Genomic DNA, 22,245 nt, shown 5'->3' with positions numbered 1-22,245 from the left:
CCGGTCGAAGGGCCGATACCCATTGAGGAAGGTCGGAATGAAGTTATCCGATGGTTTTGACGCACGCCGCCTGCGGCCCAAAGGCCAAAGCAACTGGCGTTTTCGAATAGGCGCAGCGTTCGCTGCCCTGCTGGCCACCTGCGGGGTGTTGCTGGCGATGGCCGGCTCCGCCAGTTTGCTGGGCCGCCCGCCGGCACTCGGCGAACTGAACGCCAGCCCGCTGGGCTCGGCGATTATCCTGGCGATTGGTTTGTTCGTGCTCTACCTGGGCGTGTGGTTGTGGCGTCGTTGCCGTCGCCGCGCGCGCCAATCCCGCGAGCTGAACATGTCGCCCCACCTGATGAAAAAACACGACTGAATTGACGGCCTGGGCTGATAGGCAGGCCGCAATTGTTATCGATCACCCCTGGACTTGGGTAAACTGGCCGCCCTTCGCGGAGGCTGACATGCAAGACGACGATTTTTCCCTGTTCAAAAGTGCGATCCAAGGCGTCAAGCCGATCAAGCACGACCGCGCCGAAACCGGCAAACCCAAGGCTGACCGCGCACAGATTGCCAAGCTGCGCCAGGCCGCCACCGTGCGTACCAATGACACTACCGTTGATGGCCTGTCCGATCAGTTCGTGATCGACGTCGGCCCCGAAGACGAGTTGCTGTGGGCCCGCGACGGTGTGCAGGAAAGCCAGATGCGCAAGCTCAAGGTCGGGCAGATTGCGTTTGAAGGCAGCCTCGACCTGCATGGCATGAGCGTGGAAAAGGCCCGGGAAACCTTGTGGGCATTCCTGGCCGAAGCGACGAAACTGGAAGTGCGTTGCGTGCGCGTCACCCATGGCAAGGCCGTGCGCCTGGATGGCAAGCGTCCGATGATCAAGAGTCACGTCAACACCTGGCTGCGCCAGCACCCACAGGTACTGGGTTTCACCTCGTGCCAGGCCAGGCATGGCGGCGCTGGAGCCGTTTATGTAATGCTCAAACGCACCATGATGGAAGGCCGCGACGAATAAAGCCGTTGCGACAAGCTTGCAGCGCCGTGTTTGCCACCGTACCCTTGCCCTTTGCGTAAAATCCCACAGGTAGTTTCATGTCCCTGGAACAGAATTACACCGAGATCCTCGGCCAACTCGGCGAGGACGTCTCCCGCGAAGGCCTGCTCGACACGCCAAAACGTGCCGCCAAAGCCATGAAGTACCTCTGCCGCGGGTATGAGCAGACGCTCGAAGAAGTCACCAATGGTGCCTTGTTCAGCTCCGACAACAGTGAAATGGTGCTGGTCAAGGACATCGAGTTGTACTCGTTGTGCGAACACCATCTGTTGCCATTCATCGGCAAGGCCCACGTTGCCTACATCCCGAGCGGCAAGGTGCTGGGCCTGTCGAAGGTCGCCCGGATCGTCGACATGTACGCCCGCCGCCTGCAGATCCAGGAAAACCTTAGCCGCCAGATCGCCGATGCGGTCCAGCAGGTCACCGGCGCCCTGGGCGTTGCAGTGGTGATCGAGGCCAAGCACATGTGCATGATGATGCGCGGTGTCGAGAAGCAGAACTCGTCGATGATCACCTCGGTGATGCTCGGTGAGTTCCGCGAAAATGCGGCCACTCGCAGCGAATTCCTCAGCCTGATCAAGTAATTCGATTGCACGAAAAAAACCGGCGCTCATCGCCGGTTTTTTTTCGTCAGCGAAAATCAGGTAAGCTGCGCGCCTTCTTTCGCCCCCGTGAGGCTTGTCTCGTGTTCGTCAAAGCACTTCGTGTCGGCCTCGGCCAACTGATCATCTTCATCGACTTCATCACCCGCCCAGGCAAGAAGCAGCGCCCCGCCGCCGCCCAGGCCCAGGTCGAAGCGGCGGCCAGGGACCTGACCCTCTATCAGTTCCACGCCTGCCCGTTCTGCGTGAAAACCCGTCGCACCCTGCGCCGCCTGAACGTACCGGTGGCCTTGCGCGATGCGAAGAACAACGAACAGGATCGCCAGACGCTGCTGGAACAGGGCGGCAAGATCAAGGTCCCGTGCCTGCGCATCGAAGAAAATGGGCAGACGACCTGGATGTATGAGTCCAAGGTGATCATTGATTACCTGGACAAGCGGTTTGCTGCAGTCTGATTTTTTTGCTGAATGGACTGACGCCATCGCGAGCAAGCTCGCGCCTACAGACACCGACCCCCTGTAGGAGCGAGCTTGCTCGCGATGAGGCCGGCAAAGACATCGCCAATAAAAAAACCGGCCCAACTGGCCGGTTTTTTACTCCTCCATCAAGCCGCCTCAGCCGCCTGCGCCTGCCGCACCACCTCTGCCAACCGCCTGAGCCCCTCCCCCAACCGCGCCGGTTCGATATGACTGAAGTTCAGCCGCAGGTGCCCATGATGCCTATCAGGCTCAGGGAAAAACGGCTCCCCCGGCATGAACGCCACATCCGCCGCCAATGCAGCCTGTAGCAAGGTTCGCGTGTCCAGCGGCTGCTTGAGCGTCAGCCAGAAAAACAGCCCACCTTGAGGCACATTCCAGTCAGCCAGGTCAGCGAAGTGCGTTTGCAGCGCGACTTCAAAAGCATCCCGACGTACCCGATAGAAGTCCCGCAACTCGCTCAGGTGCTGCTGGTATTTCTCTGAACCGATCCACTGCAGGGCCTGCCACTGGCCAATACGGTTGGTGTGCAAGTCCGCCGATTGCTTGAGCTTGAGCAGGTGTGGAAACAGGTCCGGGCTGGCGATCAGGTAGCCCACGCGCAGCCCTGGCAGCAAGGTTTTGGAGACGGTGCCGGTGTAGATCCAGCTGGTTGTTTTCAATCGACTGACAATCGGCGTGGCGCTGCCGCCATCGAATGTCAGCTCGCGGTAGGGCTCGTCTTCGATCAGGGTAACGTTGAACTCATCCAGCAACGCGGCGACCGCATCACGCTTGGCCTCGCTGTAACGCACCGCCGAAGGGTTCTGGAAAGTCGGGATCAGGTAGATGAACGCAGGTCGGTGCTTTTCCAGGCGACTGCGCAACGCCACCAGGTCCGGCCCGTCCGCCTCTTGCGGCACGGTGATGCAGTCGGCGCCAAACAGCTGGAAGATCTGCAACGCGGCCAGGTAGGTCGGCGCTTCCAGGAGTATTTCGGTGCCTTTATCGATGTAGAGCTTGGCCGCCAGGTCTAGGGTCTGCTGCGAACCACTGACCACCAGCACCTGGCTCGCCTCGCACGGCACACCCAAGGCCCGGGCCTGCGCCGCCAGCGCCTCGCGCAAGGCCGGCTCCCCTTCGCTCATGCCGTATTGGCCAATGTTCACAGGCATGTCATCCCACTCCACCTTCGGCAACATCGCCTCGGCTGGCAAGCCACCGGCGAACGACATCACTTGCGGACGTTGTGCCGCCGCGAGGATTTCGCGGATGAGAGAACTTTTGAGACGCGAGACACGTTCGGAAAATGGCATGGGAGTCACCGGTAGCGAGGCCAGAGGCAAATGAGTCAAACTTGTTGACCGAAATTACGACAACCCGAACGGATACGTCAACATGATTGACCTTAAAAATCCTGCGTCTCAACAACAGGCCATGGAGGCGTTCTTCTTCGGCTATCAGGCGTTCACCGCCAAAGCCGACGAAATGCTCGAGCGTCGTGGCTTGAGTCGGGTGCATCAGCGCATCGTGTTTTTCATCGCCCGTTACCCGAACCTCAGCGTCAAGGAATTGCTGGCATTGCTGGGCGTCACCAAGCAGGCGTTGAACATTCCGCTGCGCCAATTGGTGGAGATGAACCTGGTCAACAGCGTGGCCAGCGAGACCGACAAGCGCAAACGCCTGCTGGAGCTGACCGTGGACGGAGCGAAATTCGAACAGGCACTGCGGCGTGAACAGGTGAAGTTGCTGGAGCGGGTATTTGCCGAGGCTGGGGAGGCGGCGGTGAATGGCTGGCTGGCGGTGAATCTGGGGTTGGGGAGGAGTCAGGGGGTGGCGGAATAAGCGATCGACTTTGTTTTTTTGCAGGCTTAGAGGGCCTCATCGTGGGCAAGCCCGCTCCTACAGGGATTGTGGCGCGACACCGTCCAGTGTAGGAGCGGGCTTGCCCGCGATGGCGTCCTCAAGAGCGATATATCCCTATCGCCACAAATTTCGTCGACAAAATCAAAAACATTATTTGCTTTATTTGTATACAAAAGCATAATCCACTGCGTGCGAGTTCCTGACCAAGCAGTCAACAAATTCGCGAATGCCTCAAAGGGCGCCGCCACCCTCATGGGTCCGGTCCCGGAAATAACAATAAAACTCTTGAGGAGTACTCGCTGTGGAAAGCCGCAAATCCGAAGCTTCGACGCTGGAACTCTCGCCGCCATTACGCAATGGCTGGCTGGAGCGCATCTTCAAACTCTCCTTGCATGGCACCACGGTGAAGACCGAGTTGATTGCCGGTCTGACCACCTTCATCACCATGGCCTACATCATTTTCGTCAACCCCAACATCATGGCCGACGCCGGGATCGATCATGGCGCGGCTTTCGTCGCCACCTGCATCGCGGCCGCGCTCGGTTGCCTGCTGATGGGCCTGTACGCCAACTGGCCGGTCGGCCTGGCACCGGGCATGGGCCTCAACGCCTTCTTCACCTACACCGTGGTTGGCACCATGGGCTACAACTGGGAAACCGCCCTTGGCGCGGTATTCGTCTCGGGTGTGCTGTTCATGATCCTGACGTTCTCGCGGATCCGCGAATGGTTGCTCAACAGCATTCCTGTCAGCCTGCGCTATGCCATGGGCGCCGGTGTGGGACTGTTCCTGGGGCTGATTGGCCTGAAAACTGCGGGCATCGTCGTCGATAGCCCGGCCACCCTGATCAAGCTCGGCTCCCTGCGCGAACCCGGCCCGCTGCTGGCAGCCATCTGCTTTTTGATGATTGCCGTGCTCAGCTACCACAAAGTGTTCGGCGCCATCCTCATCAGCATCATCACCGTGACGCTGGCCGGCTGGGGCCTGGGCATTGTGCATTACGAAGGGATCATGTCGGCGCCGCCAAGCCTGGCACCGACCTGGATGGCCATGGATGTCGCCGGCGTGTTCAACGTCAGCATGATCAGCGTGGTGCTGGCTTTCCTGTTCGTGCACATGTTCGACACCGCAGGCACCCTGATGGGCGTTGCCCAGCGCGCCAACCTGGTGAACCCTGATGGACGCATCGAGAACCTGTCCCGGGCGATGAAAGCTGACAGCGCCTCCAGCGTGTTCGGTGCCGTGGTCGGTGTGCCACCCGTGACCAGTTACGTTGAAAGTGCGGCAGGCGTAGCGGCCGGTGGTCGCACAGGCCTGACGGCTGTCACCGTGGGCCTGCTGTTCATCGCGGCGATGTTCTTCGCCCCGCTGGCTGGCATGATTCCCGCCTATGCCACCGCCGGCGCGTTGATTTACGTGGCAATGTTGATGATGGGCGGCATGGCGCACATCGAATGGGACGAAGCGACCGATAGCATTCCAGCGATTGTCACGGCGATCATGATGCCGCTGACATTCTCGGTGGCTGACGGCATCGCCCTGGGTTTCATCACCTACGTGGCGCTGAAGGCGGGCACTGGCAAATACAAGGAAATTTCCGTCAGCCTGTGGGTGCTCTGCGCGATCTTCATCGCCAAGTTCATCTTCCTGTAAGCGAAAAAGGATTTCAAAAAACAGCCTCACCCCGTCGGGTGAGGCTTTTGTGCATGAGGAGCAAAGTAATGAGTCTGGAAACCTGGCTGCTGTTCACGGGCGCTGCATGGGTGGTGATCCTGATCCCGGGACCGCTGTCCTTGCTGATGATCAGCAACAGTCTGAATTTTGGCCTGCGCCGCTCGTACCCGGCCTTCCTCGGCGGCGTGAGCGCTTCGATCTGCCTGCTCAGCGCCTCGGCGTTGGGGCTGGGTGCCTTGCTGCTGGCCTCGGAACAACTGTTCAGTGCGCTGAAAATCGTCGGCGCGCTGTACCTGTTCTATCTCGCCTGGCAAAGCTGGCAGCAATCCCGCCAGCCGTCCCATGGCGCCGAGGTGCCCCAGGTCGCTGCCGTGCCGCGCTTTCGGGCGCTGTTTGGGCGCGCCTTCATGCTGGGGGCCAGTAACCCCAAGGACATCCTGTTTTTTGCCGCGTTCCTGCCGCAGTTCCTCAGCGCCGAGCAACCGTTGCTGCCCCAACTGCTGGTGATGATCGCCACCTGGACGGTGCTGGACCTGCTGTGCAAGCTCGCCTACGGCCTCGGCGCCCACGGCGCAGCCCAGTACTTGCGCTCGGGCAAGGGCCAGAGCTGGTTCAACCGCATCAGTGCCGGCCTGTTCGGCGGTGCCGGTGGCGCCTCGCTGCTGAGCGGACACTGACTGCCACGCCCCACCCTGGCGACACGCGCGCCGGGGTGGGCGCGCACCCGTATATACCGCAATTCGCCGAAACAGATGCACTACATAGTTATCGCTTTACTCTCCTCTCGCTTCCCTAGAGTTCGGGCCTCCTATCCACGCCCAACAAGGAAGCCCCAATGGCTCAAGCTATTCCAACCGTCGATGAATTTGGCTACGACGCAGTAAAAATCGTGGACGCCGAACCGCCGGCCGAAGCGACCACCGACAAGGAAGTCCACGACTTCATTCGCAGCGACGGCGCCTCTGCCGCGCAAGACCCTCCGCCCCGCTCCGCGCGCAAACGCGAACGGGTGCTGCGCGCCCTGGACCACTACTACGGCCCCATCACCCTGGGCCATTTCACGGTCACTCGCGAGGAGCTGCACCTGCTCAATGCCACCGTGGACGGCGCTGCACTGGACATTGGCAACAGCAATTTCCGTCACACCCCTCAAGCGTTCATCGATGGCCTGCAACTGAACGCTACCGATGTTGAAAGTCGCATGTGGGCGACCGGCAATGCCGGTCACTACACCATCCCCACCCTGCTGTTCGAGATTGCCACCCACCGCTCGGTCAACGCCGCGCCCCTGCTGACAGAGTCGCAAGGCCCCCATGGACCAAAGATCGACCGACTGGTGCGAGCCGCCCAGAAGCTGGAGATCCGCGACACTCGCCTGCCCGAGAATGTCCCCGGCTGGGTCGACCGGCAAAAGAGCAAAGTGGTGAACAGCATGGGCGTTGGCCTCCAGGCCTACGGCATCTACAGCGGCTTGATGGGCATCAACGATGCCCTCAAGCGCGGCGACTCCACCGAAGCGGCCATCAATGCCGGCGCGGTGGTGACCGAAGTGGGTTCGCTGATCATCGAACGGGGCCTGGTCAAGACCGCACAGTCGCTGATTGAACACAGCGCACAGATCTACCAGGGCTTTGCCAGAACCCAGTTCGGCCTGTATCTATCGCGTTCGGCGGGCTTGATCGCTGGCGCGCTGACGCTTCCCTTCGACGTCTACTTTGCGGTCAAGGCGTTGAATGACGCGTCCCGGACCACCGGCAAGCAGGCCCTGGATCATTACGTTGCCGCCGGCATGAGCTTGACCAGCGCGGCGTTGACCCTGATCCTCGGCACGGCCGCCCTTGCAGGTTTCGCCCACGCCGGGCCGGTGGGCATTGCCGCGGCGGCTATCCTGATCGTGGGCTCGCAGATCTATAACGCCGTTCGCCAGGTGGACGACATCGACGACTACATCGACCTGAGCATCGATGAACGCCTGATCACCGGATTTCTGGTATTCATCGGCCAGAAGCCGCCGCAGGACGTTCAGGATCGCTACAGCATTGCGGTCACCACCGACCACTATTCGAAGAGTCTCACCAGCCGGGCCCGCCGATGGCTGGATGGCGACATGAAGGACAGCATCGAAGCCATCGTCAACGGCAGGTTCACTGTCGATCTCAAGGCCGAGCAGGTGTTCTGGTTCGAGCAGGATGCCCAGGGCCGCGAATCAGTATCGTCCAGGGAAATCAAGCTGCCGTCGGTCGTGGATGCCAACGATACGATTGACGCCCGCTGGGGCGTCCCGCCCGAGCTTGGCGGGGTGGTGAAAGGCACGGTGGGTGATTCGAAGGCCACGCTGTGGCTGCTGGGAGGTGGAAAGGACACCGTGATGGGTGTGGAAAAAAAGGCCAACCATTTCAGTTTCGGCAGCGGCATCAAACACCTGACCGGGGGCGAAAAAGACGACCGATTCCTGTTCGAGGGTGCCGCCCAGGCGCTCAAGGACGCTGCGCCCGCAGGCGCGCGGGTCGTTCTCGCCGGCGGAAAAGGCAACGACACGCTGGTCCTTCAGGGCCAACTGGACAGCCGCGATACAACACTTCACGAAGGCTGGGGCTTCGACCTGGATGCCGGGCGGGTCGAACTGCTGGGCCAGGCAGGTGCTAGCGCCATTCACACCCTTCTGGAAAGTTTCGAAAACGTAGAAACGCTGGCCGGCGCCAAAAGCGTTGTCAAAGGCTCGAGCCTGGCCAATCGCATCATTGCCAGAGGCCATGACCAGATAGAAGCCGGCGCAGGCGATGACACGGTGTACCTGATGGGCGGCTATGGCCAGGCCACAGGCGGCGTCGGCAAGGACCAATACTATGTGGCCCACAAAAGCGGCACGATCATCATCACCGAAGATCCGCAGGAAGACAGCGTGATCATCATGGACTGGCCATTTGAGAACATTCAGAAATGGTCGATCAACGACAACTCCCTGGTGGTCTCATCGCTGTGTGGCAAGAACGGCGAGTGGCCGGAGCAAACGCTGATCATCAAGGACCTCTACAAGAAGGAGGCAGGCCGACGCGTATTCCAGGAGCAAAAGCTGCGGTTCATTACCGTAGACGGATTTCAACTGACCCCGGACTTCCCCCCCGAATTGACGGGCGATGGCGAACAGAGCATCAACGTGTTGATTTTGGCGAAAGGCAAGCTTGCCGCCCCGTTGATCATCACCGCCGCTGAACACGACCTGGCACCCGATAAACACTCGCACTATTTCATTGATCGCGACCTTGGCAACAGCCTCTTCAAGATTACAAAAAAAGATGAAAAGAGACTGGGCACTATTCATATCGATTGCAGCAGCGGGGAACTTACCATCGCCGAAGCGACTTACTTCGTTGAAGTCAACGCGCGTAACGGCAATCACTACTTGAACTACGGCGACTTTAATCTGACGTTAAAATTTGGCGATAAGTCAGTCGAATTCAAAGACTTGATCTCCACGGCGTCCACTGCCTATACAAATGTGCGCGACACCCCTTACAGGGTACAAGGTCTGGCATTGAATCATCCGATCAACTTGATACTGAGCGATGGCGTCTCCTATCAAATAAAATTGCCGGCGCCCAACTACGCGGATGACGTGAAAAACCCCGGCTTCAAGCAAATGGACGGCCAATTGATGCTCGAGAGACGCGCAGGCCAGTATCTGCTGATAAAGCCCGAAGAGAGCCGGGCCATTGTGCTGAAAACGCGTAAACAACGCGTGCACCTCCCCGCCCAAGCCCAGCGTACCGTGACCTCGCTGGAAGGCCAGGGCTCAGTCTATTTGGTATATCCTCAGGCAGATTCGGTGCTGCGGATTTCCACGCCAGACGCCATGAAAAAGATGTCCAATGCGTCCACCTGGTTATTTCACATGAACTCGGTCGTTCCGGCGAACATCAAATTCATCGGGAATAAACTGCTGATAGGACGCACGATCGTTTACCTTCCGGATTATCCCAGCGAAGACATACCTGTTGAGCAAATTTACGTCATCAGTCGGGCCGGCGTCCGTTATGTGGTCGACTTGATATTTGAACAAGTTTACCTATACACAGAACCATCTTCGTAATATTTTCTCGTCATCGAACAGCCCACGCGATACATAGTTATCGCTCGTCACTTCAAGAACCAAGCGATATTAAGTGCGTGCCATTCAGGCGCATGACTTGAATTCGCCACCCTATTGACGTGTTCTTTATTTATGAATGGAATCATTAAATGAAACCCCCAAGAAAAGTCCCAAGACCCCATACACCGGACGACGGCACAACACCGCGCCGCGAACTGCCGGACGCCTATTTGCCTGGGCGCTTGCCCGATGCCCCGACCGGCACATCAGGAAACAGGCTCCCCGACGCTGAGCCTGGCAACACCCCGCGTCAGCCGCACGTCGAGGTTGCGGATGTGCAGGCTGTCGACGACGTTGTCTCCAGTTCTACCCATTCGACGGCCGACATCACCTTTGTGCCTTCCTTCCTGGTCAACGGCTTGTCTGCGCCCCTGGCCGACGGATTACGCTACGGCAACAGGCGCAGGGTATACGCCGAAATCGAAAATGAAGGGGTTACCCTCGTACGACGTGGCGCCGACGGCGAATACCGGGCGGCCGTGATCAACGAACTGGACGCCTCGGGACCTCTGCTAGAACGGGTTGCAGACACTGCCTTCTGGCGCCGAAAAACCACGGACGAACAACCTGGACCGAGCAGCCGCAAGCGACCTCGCCTGGACAGCGATTCATCCGACGCCGAAGCCTTGGCCGCCGACTTGCGGGTGGGCACCGCCTCTGCCCTGGATCTTTCTCCAACCCTTTGGCGAAACTGGGGGAGCGAGACAAAACCGTTGGCCGCAGAGTCAGTGGAAATCAATGGGCTTCACTACCCGGTGGTGCCCAACGGCTCGCCGGAGCTCACCCACATCGCTTATCTGCAAAACCCGCGGTTTGCACCTTCGCGCTTTGATGAATTCGAGCACATGCTGCGTACGGACCCGACATTGCAACCACGCTGGGCGTTGAAACGAGATGGCGTCTGGGAAGTACTGGAAAGCAGCCTGCCTTTCGAGAAAAGCCTGAAGGCATCTGTCGTCGAAACGTTCAAGGACTTGTCGGACGCCTCCGTGACCACCGTCGCCAGAACGGTATTCAACCTGGCCAACCATTCCCCGGTGATTAACGCACTGGGCCTGTCGACGATGAAGCAGACTTATCGCAACTGGGCCAGCCCCACTCGCGTGCGCCTGCCTCGAACGGATCTGGCCGACCCGCTGCTGATGCTGCCCACCATTGCGAGAAAACCGGGCAATGGTTGGGTCACACAGCTGCCCGAAGCGTCCAGCGCAACCCTGCGCCGACTGGACTTCGACCCCAATCGGTTCCCCGAGCAGTGGAATACCTTCGTCAACGACCCGTCCAATTTGAACCTCAAGCGGCTGGTCAGCGACGTGCTCGTGCGCAATGGCTACGAGGTATTTCCATTGTCCAACGAACACCAGGGACCGACGCTGGTGTTCACCCGCCCCAACCATGACTGGGTGTTCTTCCTCAAACTGGGGCGCGTCAATGGAGACTCCATCAAACAAATCACGCCATCCGGCGCCGAGCTTTCCGATCCACACCTGACATTGCGTATCGGCGAGGCCGCGCGGGACAGACTGCGCACAGCCTATGACCAGAACAAGGTGATGTGGCTGCTGGGCGGTTCCCAAGTGACGGCAACAGGATTTGAATCGGTATTCCTGATCAGGGAAGGCTGATCAGCGCCTTGACGCTCGCCGACGCATCGGCGAGATCAGCCTGGGTGACCAACCGCCCAGGCCCTGCAGTCGACCCCCTCGACGTTCATCCCCATTCACGAGAACACGGCCTCCATGAGACCCAAGAACCCCCTTCGCCCTAAAACGCCTGCTCCTTCGGTCGAAGGCGTACCGATCCCCCGCGACCGGGCACCGGATTACTTGCCCACGCGTCCCGGTCGCTGGCCGGATCAAGGCCTCGACCCACTCGCGGGTCACCCATCGACCGGACACCCGCAAACACCCGACAGCCAGGCAGCAGTCGTGACCATCAGCGATCTTCCGCCCGAGACCCAGGTGACCCGCGTCTCTGTGGACCACCCCATCAGCAACTATTTCCTGCCCCCCGGGCTGGTGCAGCGGCTGCCCGCCCCGGATCCGAAAACCGGGCTGCGATCCATCGTTTCCGGGCGCCATTACATCGACCTTGCAGGGGGCGGCACGGTGCTGCTGGGGACCGATTCCCTGGGCCACCCCCGAGCCCGACAACCGTCGGAGCTGGTGCCCTCCGGCCCCAGGCTCGAGCGCGTGCCGGGTACGCATCAATGGCGCCAGGTGCTGGCGGCTTCCACGCCATGGGAAAGATGGGGGATTTCCCCGCAACAGGCGTCACCCCAGGACATCTACATCGACAACATTTGCTACAGGACACTGCCACGCGGTAACCCGCCAGACCATCCCATCGCCTACATCAAGAACCCTGGGCATGCGGTCTACGACTTCGACCTGCTACAGGCCGTCCTGCGGCACTCTCCCGACCAGCAACCCCGAGGTGCCATCCAGGTTCCGCCGAGCCAGCACTGGCAGCTGGACCCGACGCCCCCCTTCGAGCGGACACTGAGTGACTCCGTCGGCCTGCAGTTTCCAGGGCTGAACGAGGCCTCTATCCAGAATATCGCCAGGCGGCAGTTCATTCTCGCCAACGGTGCGGACACCGCCACCGAGGCCGGGATGACCGCGCTGCGGCAAGTGTTCAACGACTGGAAAAACTCGACCCCTACGCCCCGGCCGGAACTGTCCGACCCGCTGCTCATGTTGCCGATCAAGCCCATGACACCGGGCAACGGCACGGCGCGCATCCTCGACCTGCCCAACCCCGCTGACCTGGGGCCGTTGTCGCGACTGTCTTTCGATCCGGAAAAATTCCCCCGGGAATGGGACTACCTGACCACCACTCAATATGCCGGCGACCTCAAGCGCTTCATGAGGAGCCTGTTGATCAGCCACGGCTATTCGGTGTTCGAGCCCACCTCCGCGCAGACTTTCGCCGCACTGGTGTTCGAGCGCGCGGGGCATGATTTTCTGTTCCATATGACCTTGCATCGTGTGCATGGCAAGCGCGTGCACATCGCCGAAAACGCCAACGACGGGCTGCTGCCTGCCCGGTTGCCGGAACTGATCGGACGACCGGCCATGCAAGCCCTCCAGGAGGCGGATGCATCGGGCAAAGTAATCTGGCTCAAGGGCGGCAGCCACGTTTTGCAGAATCGCGACAGCTCCGTGTTCATCATGCGCACCGATGACCCCAGGAAATAGTCGCCACGCCGATCATCCGGCGATATCTGCAGGCCAAAAAAAGCCCGCAGTGTGGGCGGGCTAAAAACCAAAGAAGCTCTATGCGCAGTCGCTTCAAGGTAGAGGAAGCTGCTTGGGGGATCAGCTTCCTCGATACGTGGAATAGCTGTATGGAGAAATCAGCAAAGGCACATGGTAGTGGTCCTGTTCGGCAGAAATACCGAAGCGCAGCACTACCACGTCCAGGAAAGCCGGCTCCGGCAGTTGCACGCCACGGGCGCGGTAGTAATCACCGGCGTGGAACTGCACCTGATAAACGCCGGTGCGATAGTCATCACCTTGCAGCAACGGTGCATCGACGCGGCCATCGCTGTTGGTGACCGCGCTGGCAACCAGCTCCAGCTGCGCGCCTTCCACGCGGTACAACTCGATCTTGATTGCACTGCCCGGGCAACCGTGTGCAGCGTCCAAAACGTGTGTCGTCAAACGTCCCATTGATTCTGCGCGCCTGCTACCTGAAGCAGTCAGGTCACGCGCCTCCCGAAGTCAGTTGAAAGGAGCCCGCACCATTCCGGAGCGCGGAAAGCTGCGGCGAGTGATTAATTAAGACACTTCAGGATGAAATTGTACACAATAAAAACATCCTTTTTTTGCACGAGAAAACGTACCTCGCCTTTAAGCTGCCATGTGCCTTGAACCTTAACCCTAGCGGACCTTTCATCAAGAAGCTGACCAAGTGGGCAGCTTTTTTGCTAGGGTGTTTCATCGGCATCAGACGGGTGTCGACGAAAAAAATGCAAAAAAGTGGGCTTACAAATTGAATAATAAGTTGTATACAATCACTCCATCGCAGTGACGCCGGCCTGATCCACTCATTGAACGGCACGCCACGCAACCCACGAACAAGAAGGAACACTGCAGTGAGCGCTGACTATCCTCGCGACCTGATCGGTTACGGCAGTAACCCTCCGCACCCACACTGGCCGGGCAACGCCCGTATCGCCTTGTCGTTCGTGCTCAATTACGAGGAAGGCGGCGAACGCAACATCCTGCACGGTGACAAGGAATCCGAAGCCTTCCTCTCGGAAATGGTGGCGGCGCAGCCCCTACAGGGCGCACGCAACATGAGCATGGAATCGCTTTACGAGTATGGCAGCCGTACCGGCGTCTGGCGGATTCTTAAACTGTTCAGGGAGTACGACATCCCCCTGACCGTCTTCGCCGTGGCCATGGCCGCCCAACGCCACCCGGATGTGATCCGCGCGATGGTTGAGGCCGGTCACGAAATCTGCAGCCATGGCTACCGCTGGATCGACTACCAGTACATGGATGAAGCCCAGGAGCGCGAGCACATGCTCGAGGCGATCCGCATCCTCACCGAGATCACCGGCGAGCGCCCACTGGGCTGGTACACCGGCCGCACCGGCCCGAACACCCGTCGCCTGGTCATGGAAGAAGGCGGTTTCCTCTATGACAGCGACACCTACGACGACGACCTGCCCTACTGGGAACCGAACACCCCGACCGGCAAGCCGCACCTGGTGATCCCGTACACCCTGGACACCAACGACATGCGTTTCACCCAGGTTCAGGGTTTCAACAAGGGCGACGATTTCTTCGAATACCTCAAGGACGCCTTCGACGTGCTGTACGCCGAAGGGGCAGACGCCCCGAAGATGCTGTCGATCGGCCTGCACTGCCGACTGATCGGCCGTCCGGCGCGCCTGGCATCGCTCAAGCGCTTTATCGAATACGCTAAAAGTCATGAACAGGTGTGGTTCAGCCGCCGCGTCGACATCGCCCGCCACTGGCATCAAACCCACCCGTACAAAGGGTCTGCCCAATGAGCACCTTTCAAACTGTCAAACCGTCGACTTTGAGCCGCGACGCCTTTGTCGCCGCTTTTGCCGACATCTACGAACACTCGCCATGGGTCGCCGAAAAGGCCTTCGACCTGGGCCAGGACGCGTCGATCGACCAGATCGAAACCCTGCACCAGCGCATGAGCGACATCCTGTTGAGCGCCGATCATGCCAGCCAACTGGCCCTGATCAACGCTCACCCGGACCTGGCCGGCAAAGCGGCCGTCCAGGGCCAGCTTACCGAAGCCAGCACCAACGAACAGGCTGGCGCCGGTATTCACCAATGCACGGCCGAAGAGTTCCAACGCTTCACCGAGCTGAACGACGCCTACAAGGCCAAGTTCAAGTTTCCCTTCATCATGGCGGTAAAAGGCAGCAACCGGCATCAGATCCTGGCGGCGTTCGAAACGCGCATCCACAACCCGGTCGACACCGAGTTCAAGTGCGCGCTGGCAGAGATCAACAAGATTGCCCTGTTCCGATTACTGACCCTATAGCAAGCCTTGCCCGAGTATCCAGAACGCGAAGATACCCAGGGCACCGCGAGCATCCCAAGCCAACTTATTAAAGGCAGACAAGAAGAATGAAAGCTTACGCCGTACCTTTCGAGAAGTTCGTCAACCTGGCCGACGCCCGCCTGGGCACCAAAATCATCTCGGTCACCGATGACTGGTTCGCCGACGCCAACCGCCTGTTTCAACCGACCCCGGCCGTGTGGAAGGAAGGCGTGTTCGATGACAACGGCAAGTGGATGGACGGATGGGAGTCGCGCCGCAAGCGCTTCGAAGGTTACGACAGCGCGGTAATCCGCCTCGGCGTGCCGGGCTCGATCAAGGGCGTGGACATCGACACCTCATTCTTCACCGGCAATTTCCCTCCGTCGGCCTCCCTGGAAGCCTGCTTCCTGGCCGAAGGCGAGCCAGACGAAAACACCCAGTGGACTGAAGTGCTGTCGGCCGTCGAACTGCAGGGCAACAGCCACCACTACCACGAAATCAACAACGAACAGGCCTTCAGTCACCTGCGCTTCAACATCTACCCGGATGGCGGTGTGGCCCGCCTGCGCGTGTACGGCGTGCCATTCCGCGACTGGTCGGCGATTGGCGACAACGAACAGGTCGACCTGGCCGCAGCCCTCAACGGTGGCCGCGCCCTCGCCTGCTCCGACGAACACTTCGGCCGCATGAGCAACATCCTGAACCCGGGCCGTGGCATCAACATGGGCGATGGCTGGGAAACCGCGCGTCGTCGCACGCCTGGCAATGACTGGGTGATCGTCGCCCTGGGCCATGCCGGTGAAGTCGAGAAAGTCATCGTCGACACCCTGCACTTCAAGGGCAACTACCCGGACAGTTGCTCGATCCAGGGCGCGTTCGTGAAAGGCGGAACCGACAGCCAGATCGAAACCCAGTCGTTGTTCTGGCGCGAACTGCTGCCAAGCCAGAAGCTGGAAATGCACGCCGAACACACGTTCGCCGAGCAGATCAAGGCCCTGGGCCCGATCACCCACATCCGCCTGAATGTGTTCCCGGATGGTGGGGTCAGTCGTTTGCGTGTTTTGGGCAAGGTCGCGAAGTAAGCGTTGAACCCAATCGAGGGCAAACCCGCTCCTACAGACGACCTGAACGCCACACCCCCTGTAGGAGCGGGCTTGCCCGCGATAGCAATAGAACAGTCAAAATAGAATTCGGAAAAAAACAGCATGCGCACACTGATGATTGAACCGCTGACCAAAGAAGCCTTCGCCCCTTTCGGTGACGTGATCGAAACCGACGGCAGCGACCACTTCATGATCAACAACGGTTCGACCATGCGCTTTCACAAACTGGCGACGGTCGAGACCGCCACGCCAGAGGACACCGCGATCATCAGCATCTTCCGCGCCGACGCGCAGGACATGCCGCTGACCGTGAGCATGCTGGAGCGCCATCCGCTGGGCAGCCAGGCTTTCATTCCGCTGCTCGGCAATCCCTTTCTGATCGTGGTCGCGCCCCTTGGCGATGCACCTGTATCAGGTTTGGTCCGCGCCTTCGTCACCAACGGCAGGCAGGGCATCAATTACCATCGCGGCGTTTGGCACCACCCGGTGCTGACGATCGAAAAGCGGGATGACTTCCTGGTGGTTGATCGCAGTGGCACAGGCAATAACTGCGATGAGCATTTCTTCAAAGAGGATGAGCGTTTGATCCTCGCCCCCCACCAATAAGAGAAGGTCTGATCACTCGACAACAAGAGTGACAGGCGAGAGGTAAAGACTGTGGAAGCACATCTGTTGGAATGGCTGAACCTGAGCATTCGCTGGGTTCATATGATTACCGGTGTGGCCTGGATCGGCGCGTCGTTCTATTTCGTCTGGTTGGAAAACAACCTCAACCGGGTCAACCCGAAGAGCGGTCTGGCTGGCGACTTGTGGGCGATTCACGGCGGCGGCATCTATCACCTGGAAAAATACAAACTGGCCCCTCCCTCAATGCCGGATAACCTGCACTGGTTCAAATGGGAAGCCTATTTCACCTGGATGTCGGGGATCGCGCTGCTGTGCGTGGTGTTCTACGCCAATCCGACGCTTTACCTGTTGGCTCCGGGCAGCACCCTGAGCGGCCCTGAAGGCGTGGCCATCGGTCTTGGCTCGCTGTTCATCGGCTGGTTCGTCTACTCATTCCTTTGCGACTCGGCCCTGGGCAAACGCCCTGCCCTGCTCGGTTTCATCCTGTTCGTGCTGATCATCGGCGCCGCCTACGGCTTCAGCAAGGTGTTCAGTGGCCGTGGTGCGTACCTGCACGTTGGCGCGCTCATCGGCACCATCATGGTCGGCAACGTATTCCGCATCATCATGCCGGCGCAACGTGCATTGGTCGCGGCGATCGCCGAGAATCGCACGCCAGACCCTGCACTGCCAGCCAAGGGCCTGCTGCGTTCGCGTCACAACAACTACTTCACCCTGCCAGTGCTGTTCATCATGATCAGCAACCACTTCCCGAGCACCTACGGCAGCCAGTACAACTGGTTGATCCTGGCCGGGATCGCGATTTTTGCGGTGCTGGTGCGTCATTACTTCAACACCCGCCATGACAGCCACAAATTCGCCTGGACCCTGCCGGTGGCAGCGGTGGGCATGATCTGCCTGGCCTACGTGACCGGTCCGAAGCCGATGTCCAGCGCCCCGGAAGTGGCCAAGGCACCCGCAGCCATCGAGTACCAGCCTTTGCCGGAAACAGCAGTGGGCGGAGGGTTGAAACCGGCCGAAGCCAAACCTGCACAAGCACCTGCCGCGGCTCCGGCACAGGCATCCAATGCCGGCCCTGGCTTCGACAAGGTACACAGTGTGATTCAGGAACGTTGCGCGGTATGCCACTCGGCCAAACCGACCAGCCCGCTGTTCAGCGCGGCGCCGGCCGGCGTGATGTTCGACACCCCCGAGCAGATCCGCCAGAACGCGGCGCGGATCCAGGCCCAGGCGGTTGCCACCCAGATCATGCCGCTGGGCAACATCACCCAAATGACCCAACAAGAGCGTGATTTGATTGGGGCGTGGATTGTCCAGGGTGCGCAGACCAATTAAGCCGTAAAAGCTCGCTCCCCCAGGAAACGCAATCCCCCTGTAGGAGCGAGCTTGCTCGCGATGAGGTCAATGGATTCAACATCACATTGCCTGACCTGACGCGTTCGCGAGCAAGTCGAATCGTCGCACCGCCGCTCCCACCGGGGCTGCTTGATGCAAAACACACAAGAATAAAAAAGATCCGAGGTGTTGCATGTCCGAGCTCTCCAAAGCACGCATCCCCGACGCACCCGCCATCCAGCGCTTGCCCCTTTTGCAACTGATCCTGGTCGGTCTGCAACACGTCTTGCTCATGTACGGCGGTGCCATCGCGGTGCCGTTGATCATCGGACAGGCTGCAGGCCTGAATCGTGAAGAAATCGCCTTCCTGATCAATGCCGACCTGCTGGTGGCCGGCATTGCGACCATCGTGCAATCCCTGGGTATCGGTCCCATGGGCATCCGCATGCCGGTCATGATGGGTGCCAGTTTTGCCGCTGTCGGCAGCATGGTCGCCATGGCGGGCATGCCCGGTATCGGCCTGCAAGGAATTTTCGGTGCCACCATCGCCGCCGGTTTCTTCGGCATGCTCATCGCACCCTTCATGTCCAAAGTCGTGCGTTTCTTCCCGCCGCTCGTGACTGGCACAGTGATCACCTCGATCGGTTTGTCGCTGTTCCCCGTCGCCGTGAATTGGGCGGGCGGCGGCGCAGGCAATGTGCAATTCGGCTCGCCCATCTACCTGGCCATCGCTGCACTGGTGCTGGCCACCATCCTGTTGGTCCATCGTTTCATGCGCGGGTTCTGGGTCAACATTTCCGTGCTGATCGGCATGTGCCTGGGCTACGCCGTTTGCGGCGTGATCGGCATGGTCGACCTGAGTGGAATGGCCCGGGCGCCGTTGTTGCAAGTGGTCACCCCGCTGCATTTCGGCGTGCCCAAGTTCGAGCTCGCGCCAATCCTGTCGATGTGCCTGGTGGTGGTGATCATCTTCGTCGAGTCCACCGGCATGTTCCTGGCACTGGGCAAGATCACCGGCCAGGAAGTCTGCCCCCGGATGCTGCGTCGCGGCCTGCTGTGTGATGCCGGCGCATCGTTCTTCGCCGGGTTCTTCAACACCTTCACCCACTCCTCGTTCGCCCAGAACATCGGTCTGGTGCAAATGACCGGTGTGCGCTGCCGTTCGGTGACCATCGTCGCCGGCGGCTTGCTGATCGTCCTCAGCCTGCTGCCCAAGGCTGCATTCCTGGTGGCCTCGATTCCGCCGGCGGTGCTCGGCGGAGCAGCGATTGCAATGTTCGGCATGGTCGCCGCTACGGGCATCAAAATTCTTCAGGAGGCCGACATTGTCGACCGGCGCAACCAGTTGCTGGTGGCCGTCAGCATCGGCATGGGCCTGATCCCGGTGGTGCGTCCGGAGTTTTTCGCCCATCTGCCGTTATGGATGAGCCCGATCACCCACAGCGGTATCGCCATGGCCACGATCAGCGCGCTCATGCTCAACCTGCTATTCAACATCCTCGGTGGCCGGGAGCGGGCAGCGAACAACCTGGCCACTGAACACACCTGATCCTCTGCAGGCGCGAGCACCCTCGCACTGCAATCAGCAACACCGCGGGCAATGGCGGCCGCATGACACTTGAGACCTGGCCAACTAGTCAGTATTCTCCGCGGCCGCCCGAATCCGCATTGAAAAAACCGCCGATTTAACGCCACAAAAAAAAGCGCCGCACCAGAGCGCTGACTTCAAAAAAACTACGTGAAACACCTACCTTTTGGGAGCAACCGAATGAAACGTACGTGCACCAGCCTGATGCTGGCCGGATCCCTCCTGGCCGGTGGCCAGGCCATGGCCGGCGATTTGCTGCAATGGCAGGACAACAGCCTGACCTACCTGTATGGCAAGGACTTCCAGGTCAACCCGCGCATTCAGCAGACGGTAACGTTCGAACACGCCGATGGCTGGAAATACGGCGACAACTTCTTCTTCATCGACAAGATTTTCTACAACGGCAAGGAAGACGCCTTTGCCGGCGAGAACACTCACTACGGCGAGTTCAGCCCACGCCTGTCGTTCGGCAAGATCTTCGACCAGAAACTCGAGTTCGGCCCGGTCAAGGACGTGCTGCTGGCCATGACCTATGAGTTCGGTGAAAACGACACCGAGTCGTACCTGATCGGCCCGGGCTTCGACCTGGCCATTCCCGGCTTCGACTATTTCCAACTCAACTTCTACAACCGCCACACCGAAGGCAGCCGTGCGGGTGACGATGTCTGGCAGATCACGCCGGTCTGGTCCTACACCATCCCGGTGGGCGGCTCGAACATCCTGATCGACGGTTTCATGGACTGGGTGGTCGACAACGACGTCAACAAAAAAGGCGAATACCACGCCAACCTGCACTTCAACCCGCAGATCAAGTACGACCTGGGCAAGGCGCTGAACCTGGGCGAGAAGCAGTTGTATGTGGGTGTCGAATACGACTACTGGAAGAACAAGTACGGGATCGAGGACAGCGAAGGCTTCAAGACCGACCAGAGCGTGACCAGCTTCCTGGTCAAGGTGCACTTCTGATCTGACGCCTTGCCCCTGTACTGATCGTTCCCACGCTCCGCGTGGGAATGCATCCCGGGACGCTCTGCGGCCCATCAAAAGCCGAACGCAGAGCGTGGGAACGATCAACATGGCCGCACCGCAGGTATCAGGCCGATAGAACCGGCTCAGGCAATCCCAGAAACCTGCACAACTCATCTTTCTTGGCCAGCGCATCGCGCCGTCCCAAGTCGATCAATTCGCTGCAATACCCCGCCTCGAACAACAGATAACTCAACACCCCTGCCCCACTCGTCTTCGTCGCCCCCGGACCGCGCAGGAACAGGCGCAGTGCCGCCGGCATTTCCTGGCGGTGACGTGCAGCGATTTCATCGATCGGCTGACTCGGGGAAATCACCAACACCTCTACAGGCGCCACCCCCAGCGTGCGCACCGGCGTGCCATCAGGCATGAGGTGGCTGAACTGGTTCAAGCGCTGCAAGAGTTCGATGTCGCTTTCCAGGCTGTCAATGAACGTGCTGTTGAGCATGTGCCCGCCGATCTGCGCCAGGGTGGGTTGCTGCCCGGTGTAGGCGCGTTGCAGCGGTTGGTCGGGATCGACGCCCCGGGGGTTGCCGCTCACCCCCACCACCAGCACGCGACTGGCACCCAGGTGCAGGGCCGGACTGATCGGCGCCGACTGGCGCACCGCGCCATCGCCAAAAAACTCTTCGCCGATCTTCACCGGGGCGAACAGCAGCGGGATCGCTGAACTGGCGAGCAAGTGCTCCACGGACAATTGCGCCGGCACGCCGATGCGCCGATGCCGCAGCCAGGCGTCGATGGTGCCGCCGCCCTGATAAAAGGTCACCGCCTGGCCAGACTCATAACCGAAAGCGGTGACCGCCACGGCTTTCAATTGTTGTTGCGAGATGGACTCGGCGATGCCGCCCATGTGCAGCTTTTCGTTGAGCAAGTCACGCAGCGGCGAGCTGTTGAGCAACGCCACCGGGACCTGGGAACCCAGCCCCAATAAGCTGTGCCCTACAAAACGGCTGGCCTGGCGGATCACTCCCGGCCAGTCGCTGCGCAGGACCAGATGGCTGCGAAAGCCCTGCCAGAAGGCAGTGAGGCGCTCGATGGCGCTACGGAAATCAGTCGCGCCGCTGGCCAGGCTGACCGCGTTGATTGCCCCGGCGGAGGTGCCTACGATCACTGGGAACGGGTTGTCTGCACCCAACGGCAGGAGTTCGGCGATGGCCGCCAGCACTCCGACCTGATAGGCCGCCCGAGATCCACCGCCGGAGAGGATCAAGCCTGTAACCGGTTCGCCTCGACTCAT

General features: G+C 60.0%; 20 protein-coding genes. 17 read left to right on the top strand and 3 right to left on the bottom strand.

Annotated features, from left to right (window positions below):
- Positions 1–37: 37 nt before the first annotated feature.
- The 4 genes from AB4N64_RS05705 (at position 38) to AB4N64_RS05690 (ending at position 2,100) form a co-directional block, all read left to right on the top strand.
- Positions 38–358, top strand: coding sequence for a hypothetical protein (locus AB4N64_RS05705; RefSeq protein WP_460122728.1), 321 nt, complete (start codon positions 38–40; stop codon positions 356–358).
- An 88-nt stretch (positions 359–446) separates the two neighbouring features.
- The gene (locus tag AB4N64_RS05700) at positions 447–1,004 is read left to right on the top strand and encodes a Smr/MutS family protein (RefSeq protein WP_460122726.1); all 558 of its coding nucleotides are present in this window, start codon (positions 447–449) and stop codon (positions 1,002–1,004) included.
- A gap of 77 nt (positions 1,005–1,081) precedes the next feature.
- Positions 1,082–1,627: a GTP cyclohydrolase I FolE gene (gene folE / locus AB4N64_RS05695; RefSeq protein ID WP_192304294.1), complete on the top strand. Its 546-nt coding sequence runs from the start codon at positions 1,082–1,084 to the stop codon at positions 1,625–1,627.
- Between the two features lie 101 nt (positions 1,628–1,728).
- A complete protein-coding gene (locus tag AB4N64_RS05690; protein ID WP_192304296.1) occupies positions 1,729–2,100 on the top strand; it encodes a glutathione S-transferase N-terminal domain-containing protein in 372 nt (123 codons plus the stop codon).
- 149 nt (positions 2,101–2,249) lie between these two features.
- Here AB4N64_RS05690 and AB4N64_RS05685 read toward each other — a convergent pair whose 3' ends face one another.
- Complete coding sequence (locus tag AB4N64_RS05685; RefSeq protein ID WP_460122724.1) at positions 2,250–3,416, bottom strand: aminotransferase-like domain-containing protein; 1,167 nt, start codon at positions 3,414–3,416, stop codon at positions 2,250–2,252.
- Between the two features lie 82 nt (positions 3,417–3,498).
- On the opposite strand from AB4N64_RS05685, the gene AB4N64_RS05680 reads away from it, so the two are divergent.
- From AB4N64_RS05680 to AB4N64_RS05655, 6 genes are all read left to right on the top strand, one after another.
- Complete coding sequence (locus AB4N64_RS05680) at positions 3,499–3,945, top strand: MarR family winged helix-turn-helix transcriptional regulator (RefSeq protein ID WP_460122722.1); 447 nt, start codon at positions 3,499–3,501, stop codon at positions 3,943–3,945.
- A gap of 322 nt (positions 3,946–4,267) precedes the next feature.
- Positions 4,268–5,617, top strand: a complete 1,350-nt coding sequence (locus tag AB4N64_RS05675; protein ID WP_460122720.1) for an NCS2 family permease — start codon at positions 4,268–4,270, stop codon at positions 5,615–5,617.
- A 68-nt stretch (positions 5,618–5,685) separates the two neighbouring features.
- Entirely contained in the window at positions 5,686–6,315 is a 630-nt protein-coding gene (locus AB4N64_RS05670) for a LysE family translocator (protein ID WP_460122718.1), read from the top strand.
- 158 nt (positions 6,316–6,473) lie between these two features.
- Positions 6,474–9,728 (top strand): calcium-binding protein, encoded by a 3,255-nt coding sequence (locus AB4N64_RS05665; protein ID WP_460122716.1) that lies wholly within the window; start codon positions 6,474–6,476, stop codon positions 9,726–9,728.
- Positions 9,729–9,877: 149 nt separating this feature from the next.
- Positions 9,878–11,413, top strand: a complete 1,536-nt coding sequence (locus tag AB4N64_RS05660; RefSeq protein WP_460122714.1) for a hypothetical protein — start codon at positions 9,878–9,880, stop codon at positions 11,411–11,413.
- 114 nt (positions 11,414–11,527) lie between these two features.
- On the top strand, positions 11,528–12,988 hold the full coding sequence (locus AB4N64_RS05655; RefSeq protein ID WP_460122712.1) for a hypothetical protein: 1,461 nt from the start codon (positions 11,528–11,530) through the stop codon (positions 12,986–12,988).
- 120 nt (positions 12,989–13,108) lie between these two features.
- On the opposite strand, the gene uraH is transcribed toward AB4N64_RS05655, so the two are convergent.
- Positions 13,109–13,462 (bottom strand): hydroxyisourate hydrolase, encoded by a 354-nt coding sequence (gene uraH, locus AB4N64_RS05650; RefSeq protein ID WP_460122710.1) that lies wholly within the window; start codon positions 13,460–13,462, stop codon positions 13,109–13,111.
- A gap of 425 nt (positions 13,463–13,887) precedes the next feature.
- On the opposite strand from uraH, the gene puuE reads away from it, so the two are divergent.
- The 7 genes from puuE (at position 13,888) to AB4N64_RS05615 (ending at position 20,945) form a co-directional block, all read left to right on the top strand.
- The gene (puuE, locus tag AB4N64_RS05645; RefSeq protein WP_460122708.1) at positions 13,888–14,814 is read left to right on the top strand and encodes an allantoinase PuuE; all 927 of its coding nucleotides are present in this window, start codon (positions 13,888–13,890) and stop codon (positions 14,812–14,814) included.
- Positions 14,811–15,326 (top strand): 2-oxo-4-hydroxy-4-carboxy-5-ureidoimidazoline decarboxylase, encoded by a 516-nt coding sequence (gene uraD, locus AB4N64_RS05640; RefSeq protein WP_460122706.1) that lies wholly within the window; start codon positions 14,811–14,813, stop codon positions 15,324–15,326. The genes puuE and uraD overlap by 4 nt, the downstream gene beginning before the upstream one ends.
- A gap of 86 nt (positions 15,327–15,412) precedes the next feature.
- Positions 15,413–16,408, top strand: coding sequence for an allantoicase (gene alc / locus AB4N64_RS05635; protein ID WP_460122704.1), 996 nt, complete (start codon positions 15,413–15,415; stop codon positions 16,406–16,408).
- Positions 16,409–16,531: 123 nt separating this feature from the next.
- Complete coding sequence (locus AB4N64_RS05630; RefSeq protein WP_460122703.1) at positions 16,532–17,035, top strand: ureidoglycolate lyase; 504 nt, start codon at positions 16,532–16,534, stop codon at positions 17,033–17,035.
- Positions 17,036–17,086: 51 nt separating this feature from the next.
- Complete coding sequence (locus tag AB4N64_RS05625; RefSeq protein WP_460122701.1) at positions 17,087–18,391, top strand: urate hydroxylase PuuD; 1,305 nt, start codon at positions 17,087–17,089, stop codon at positions 18,389–18,391.
- A gap of 193 nt (positions 18,392–18,584) precedes the next feature.
- Positions 18,585–19,940 (top strand): nucleobase:cation symporter-2 family protein, encoded by a 1,356-nt coding sequence (locus tag AB4N64_RS05620; protein ID WP_460122699.1) that lies wholly within the window; start codon positions 18,585–18,587, stop codon positions 19,938–19,940.
- A gap of 219 nt (positions 19,941–20,159) precedes the next feature.
- Complete coding sequence (locus tag AB4N64_RS05615) at positions 20,160–20,945, top strand: outer membrane protein OmpK (RefSeq protein WP_460122697.1); 786 nt, start codon at positions 20,160–20,162, stop codon at positions 20,943–20,945.
- A 127-nt stretch (positions 20,946–21,072) separates the two neighbouring features.
- Here the strand turns inward: AB4N64_RS05615 and AB4N64_RS05610 are convergent, their stop codons facing one another.
- Positions 21,073–22,245, bottom strand: coding sequence for a patatin-like phospholipase family protein (locus tag AB4N64_RS05610; RefSeq protein WP_460122696.1), 1,173 nt, complete (start codon positions 22,243–22,245; stop codon positions 21,073–21,075).

Source organism: Pseudomonas sp. S2_C03 (assembly GCF_054668405.1).
Note: the sequence above shows the minus strand (reverse complement) of the source record. Positions and strands in the feature narration are given on the sequence as shown.

Excerpts from the sequence above, each read along its gene's own strand:
- AB4N64_RS05705 (WP_460122728.1), top strand. The coding sequence starts at position 38 with ATGAAGTTATCCGATGGTTTTGACGCACGCCGCCTGCGGCCCAAAGGC.
- alc (WP_460122704.1), top strand. The coding sequence starts at position 15,413 with ATGAAAGCTTACGCCGTACCTTTCGAGAAGTTCGTCAACCTGGCCGAC.
- AB4N64_RS05670 (WP_460122718.1), top strand. The coding sequence starts at position 5,686 with ATGAGTCTGGAAACCTGGCTGCTGTTCACGGGCGCTGCATGGGTGGTG.
- AB4N64_RS05655 (WP_460122712.1), top strand. The coding sequence starts at position 11,528 with ATGAGACCCAAGAACCCCCTTCGCCCTAAAACGCCTGCTCCTTCGGTC.
- AB4N64_RS05665 (WP_460122716.1), top strand. The coding sequence starts at position 6,474 with ATGGCTCAAGCTATTCCAACCGTCGATGAATTTGGCTACGACGCAGTA.
- AB4N64_RS05685 (WP_460122724.1), bottom strand. The coding sequence starts at position 3,416 with ATGCCATTTTCCGAACGTGTCTCGCGTCTCAAAAGTTCTCTCATCCGC.
- AB4N64_RS05630 (WP_460122703.1), top strand. The coding sequence starts at position 16,532 with ATGCGCACACTGATGATTGAACCGCTGACCAAAGAAGCCTTCGCCCCT.
- folE (WP_192304294.1), top strand. The coding sequence starts at position 1,082 with ATGTCCCTGGAACAGAATTACACCGAGATCCTCGGCCAACTCGGCGAG.
- AB4N64_RS05700 (WP_460122726.1), top strand. The coding sequence starts at position 447 with ATGCAAGACGACGATTTTTCCCTGTTCAAAAGTGCGATCCAAGGCGTC.
- AB4N64_RS05680 (WP_460122722.1), top strand. The coding sequence starts at position 3,499 with ATGATTGACCTTAAAAATCCTGCGTCTCAACAACAGGCCATGGAGGCG.
- uraH (WP_460122710.1), bottom strand. The coding sequence starts at position 13,462 with ATGGGACGTTTGACGACACACGTTTTGGACGCTGCACACGGTTGCCCG.
- AB4N64_RS05660 (WP_460122714.1), top strand. The coding sequence starts at position 9,878 with ATGAAACCCCCAAGAAAAGTCCCAAGACCCCATACACCGGACGACGGC.
- AB4N64_RS05615 (WP_460122697.1), top strand. The coding sequence starts at position 20,160 with ATGAAACGTACGTGCACCAGCCTGATGCTGGCCGGATCCCTCCTGGCC.
- uraD (WP_460122706.1), top strand. The coding sequence starts at position 14,811 with ATGAGCACCTTTCAAACTGTCAAACCGTCGACTTTGAGCCGCGACGCC.
- AB4N64_RS05620 (WP_460122699.1), top strand. The coding sequence starts at position 18,585 with ATGTCCGAGCTCTCCAAAGCACGCATCCCCGACGCACCCGCCATCCAG.
- AB4N64_RS05610 (WP_460122696.1), bottom strand. The coding sequence starts at position 22,245 with ATGAGTCGAGGCGAACCGGTTACAGGCTTGATCCTCTCCGGCGGTGGA.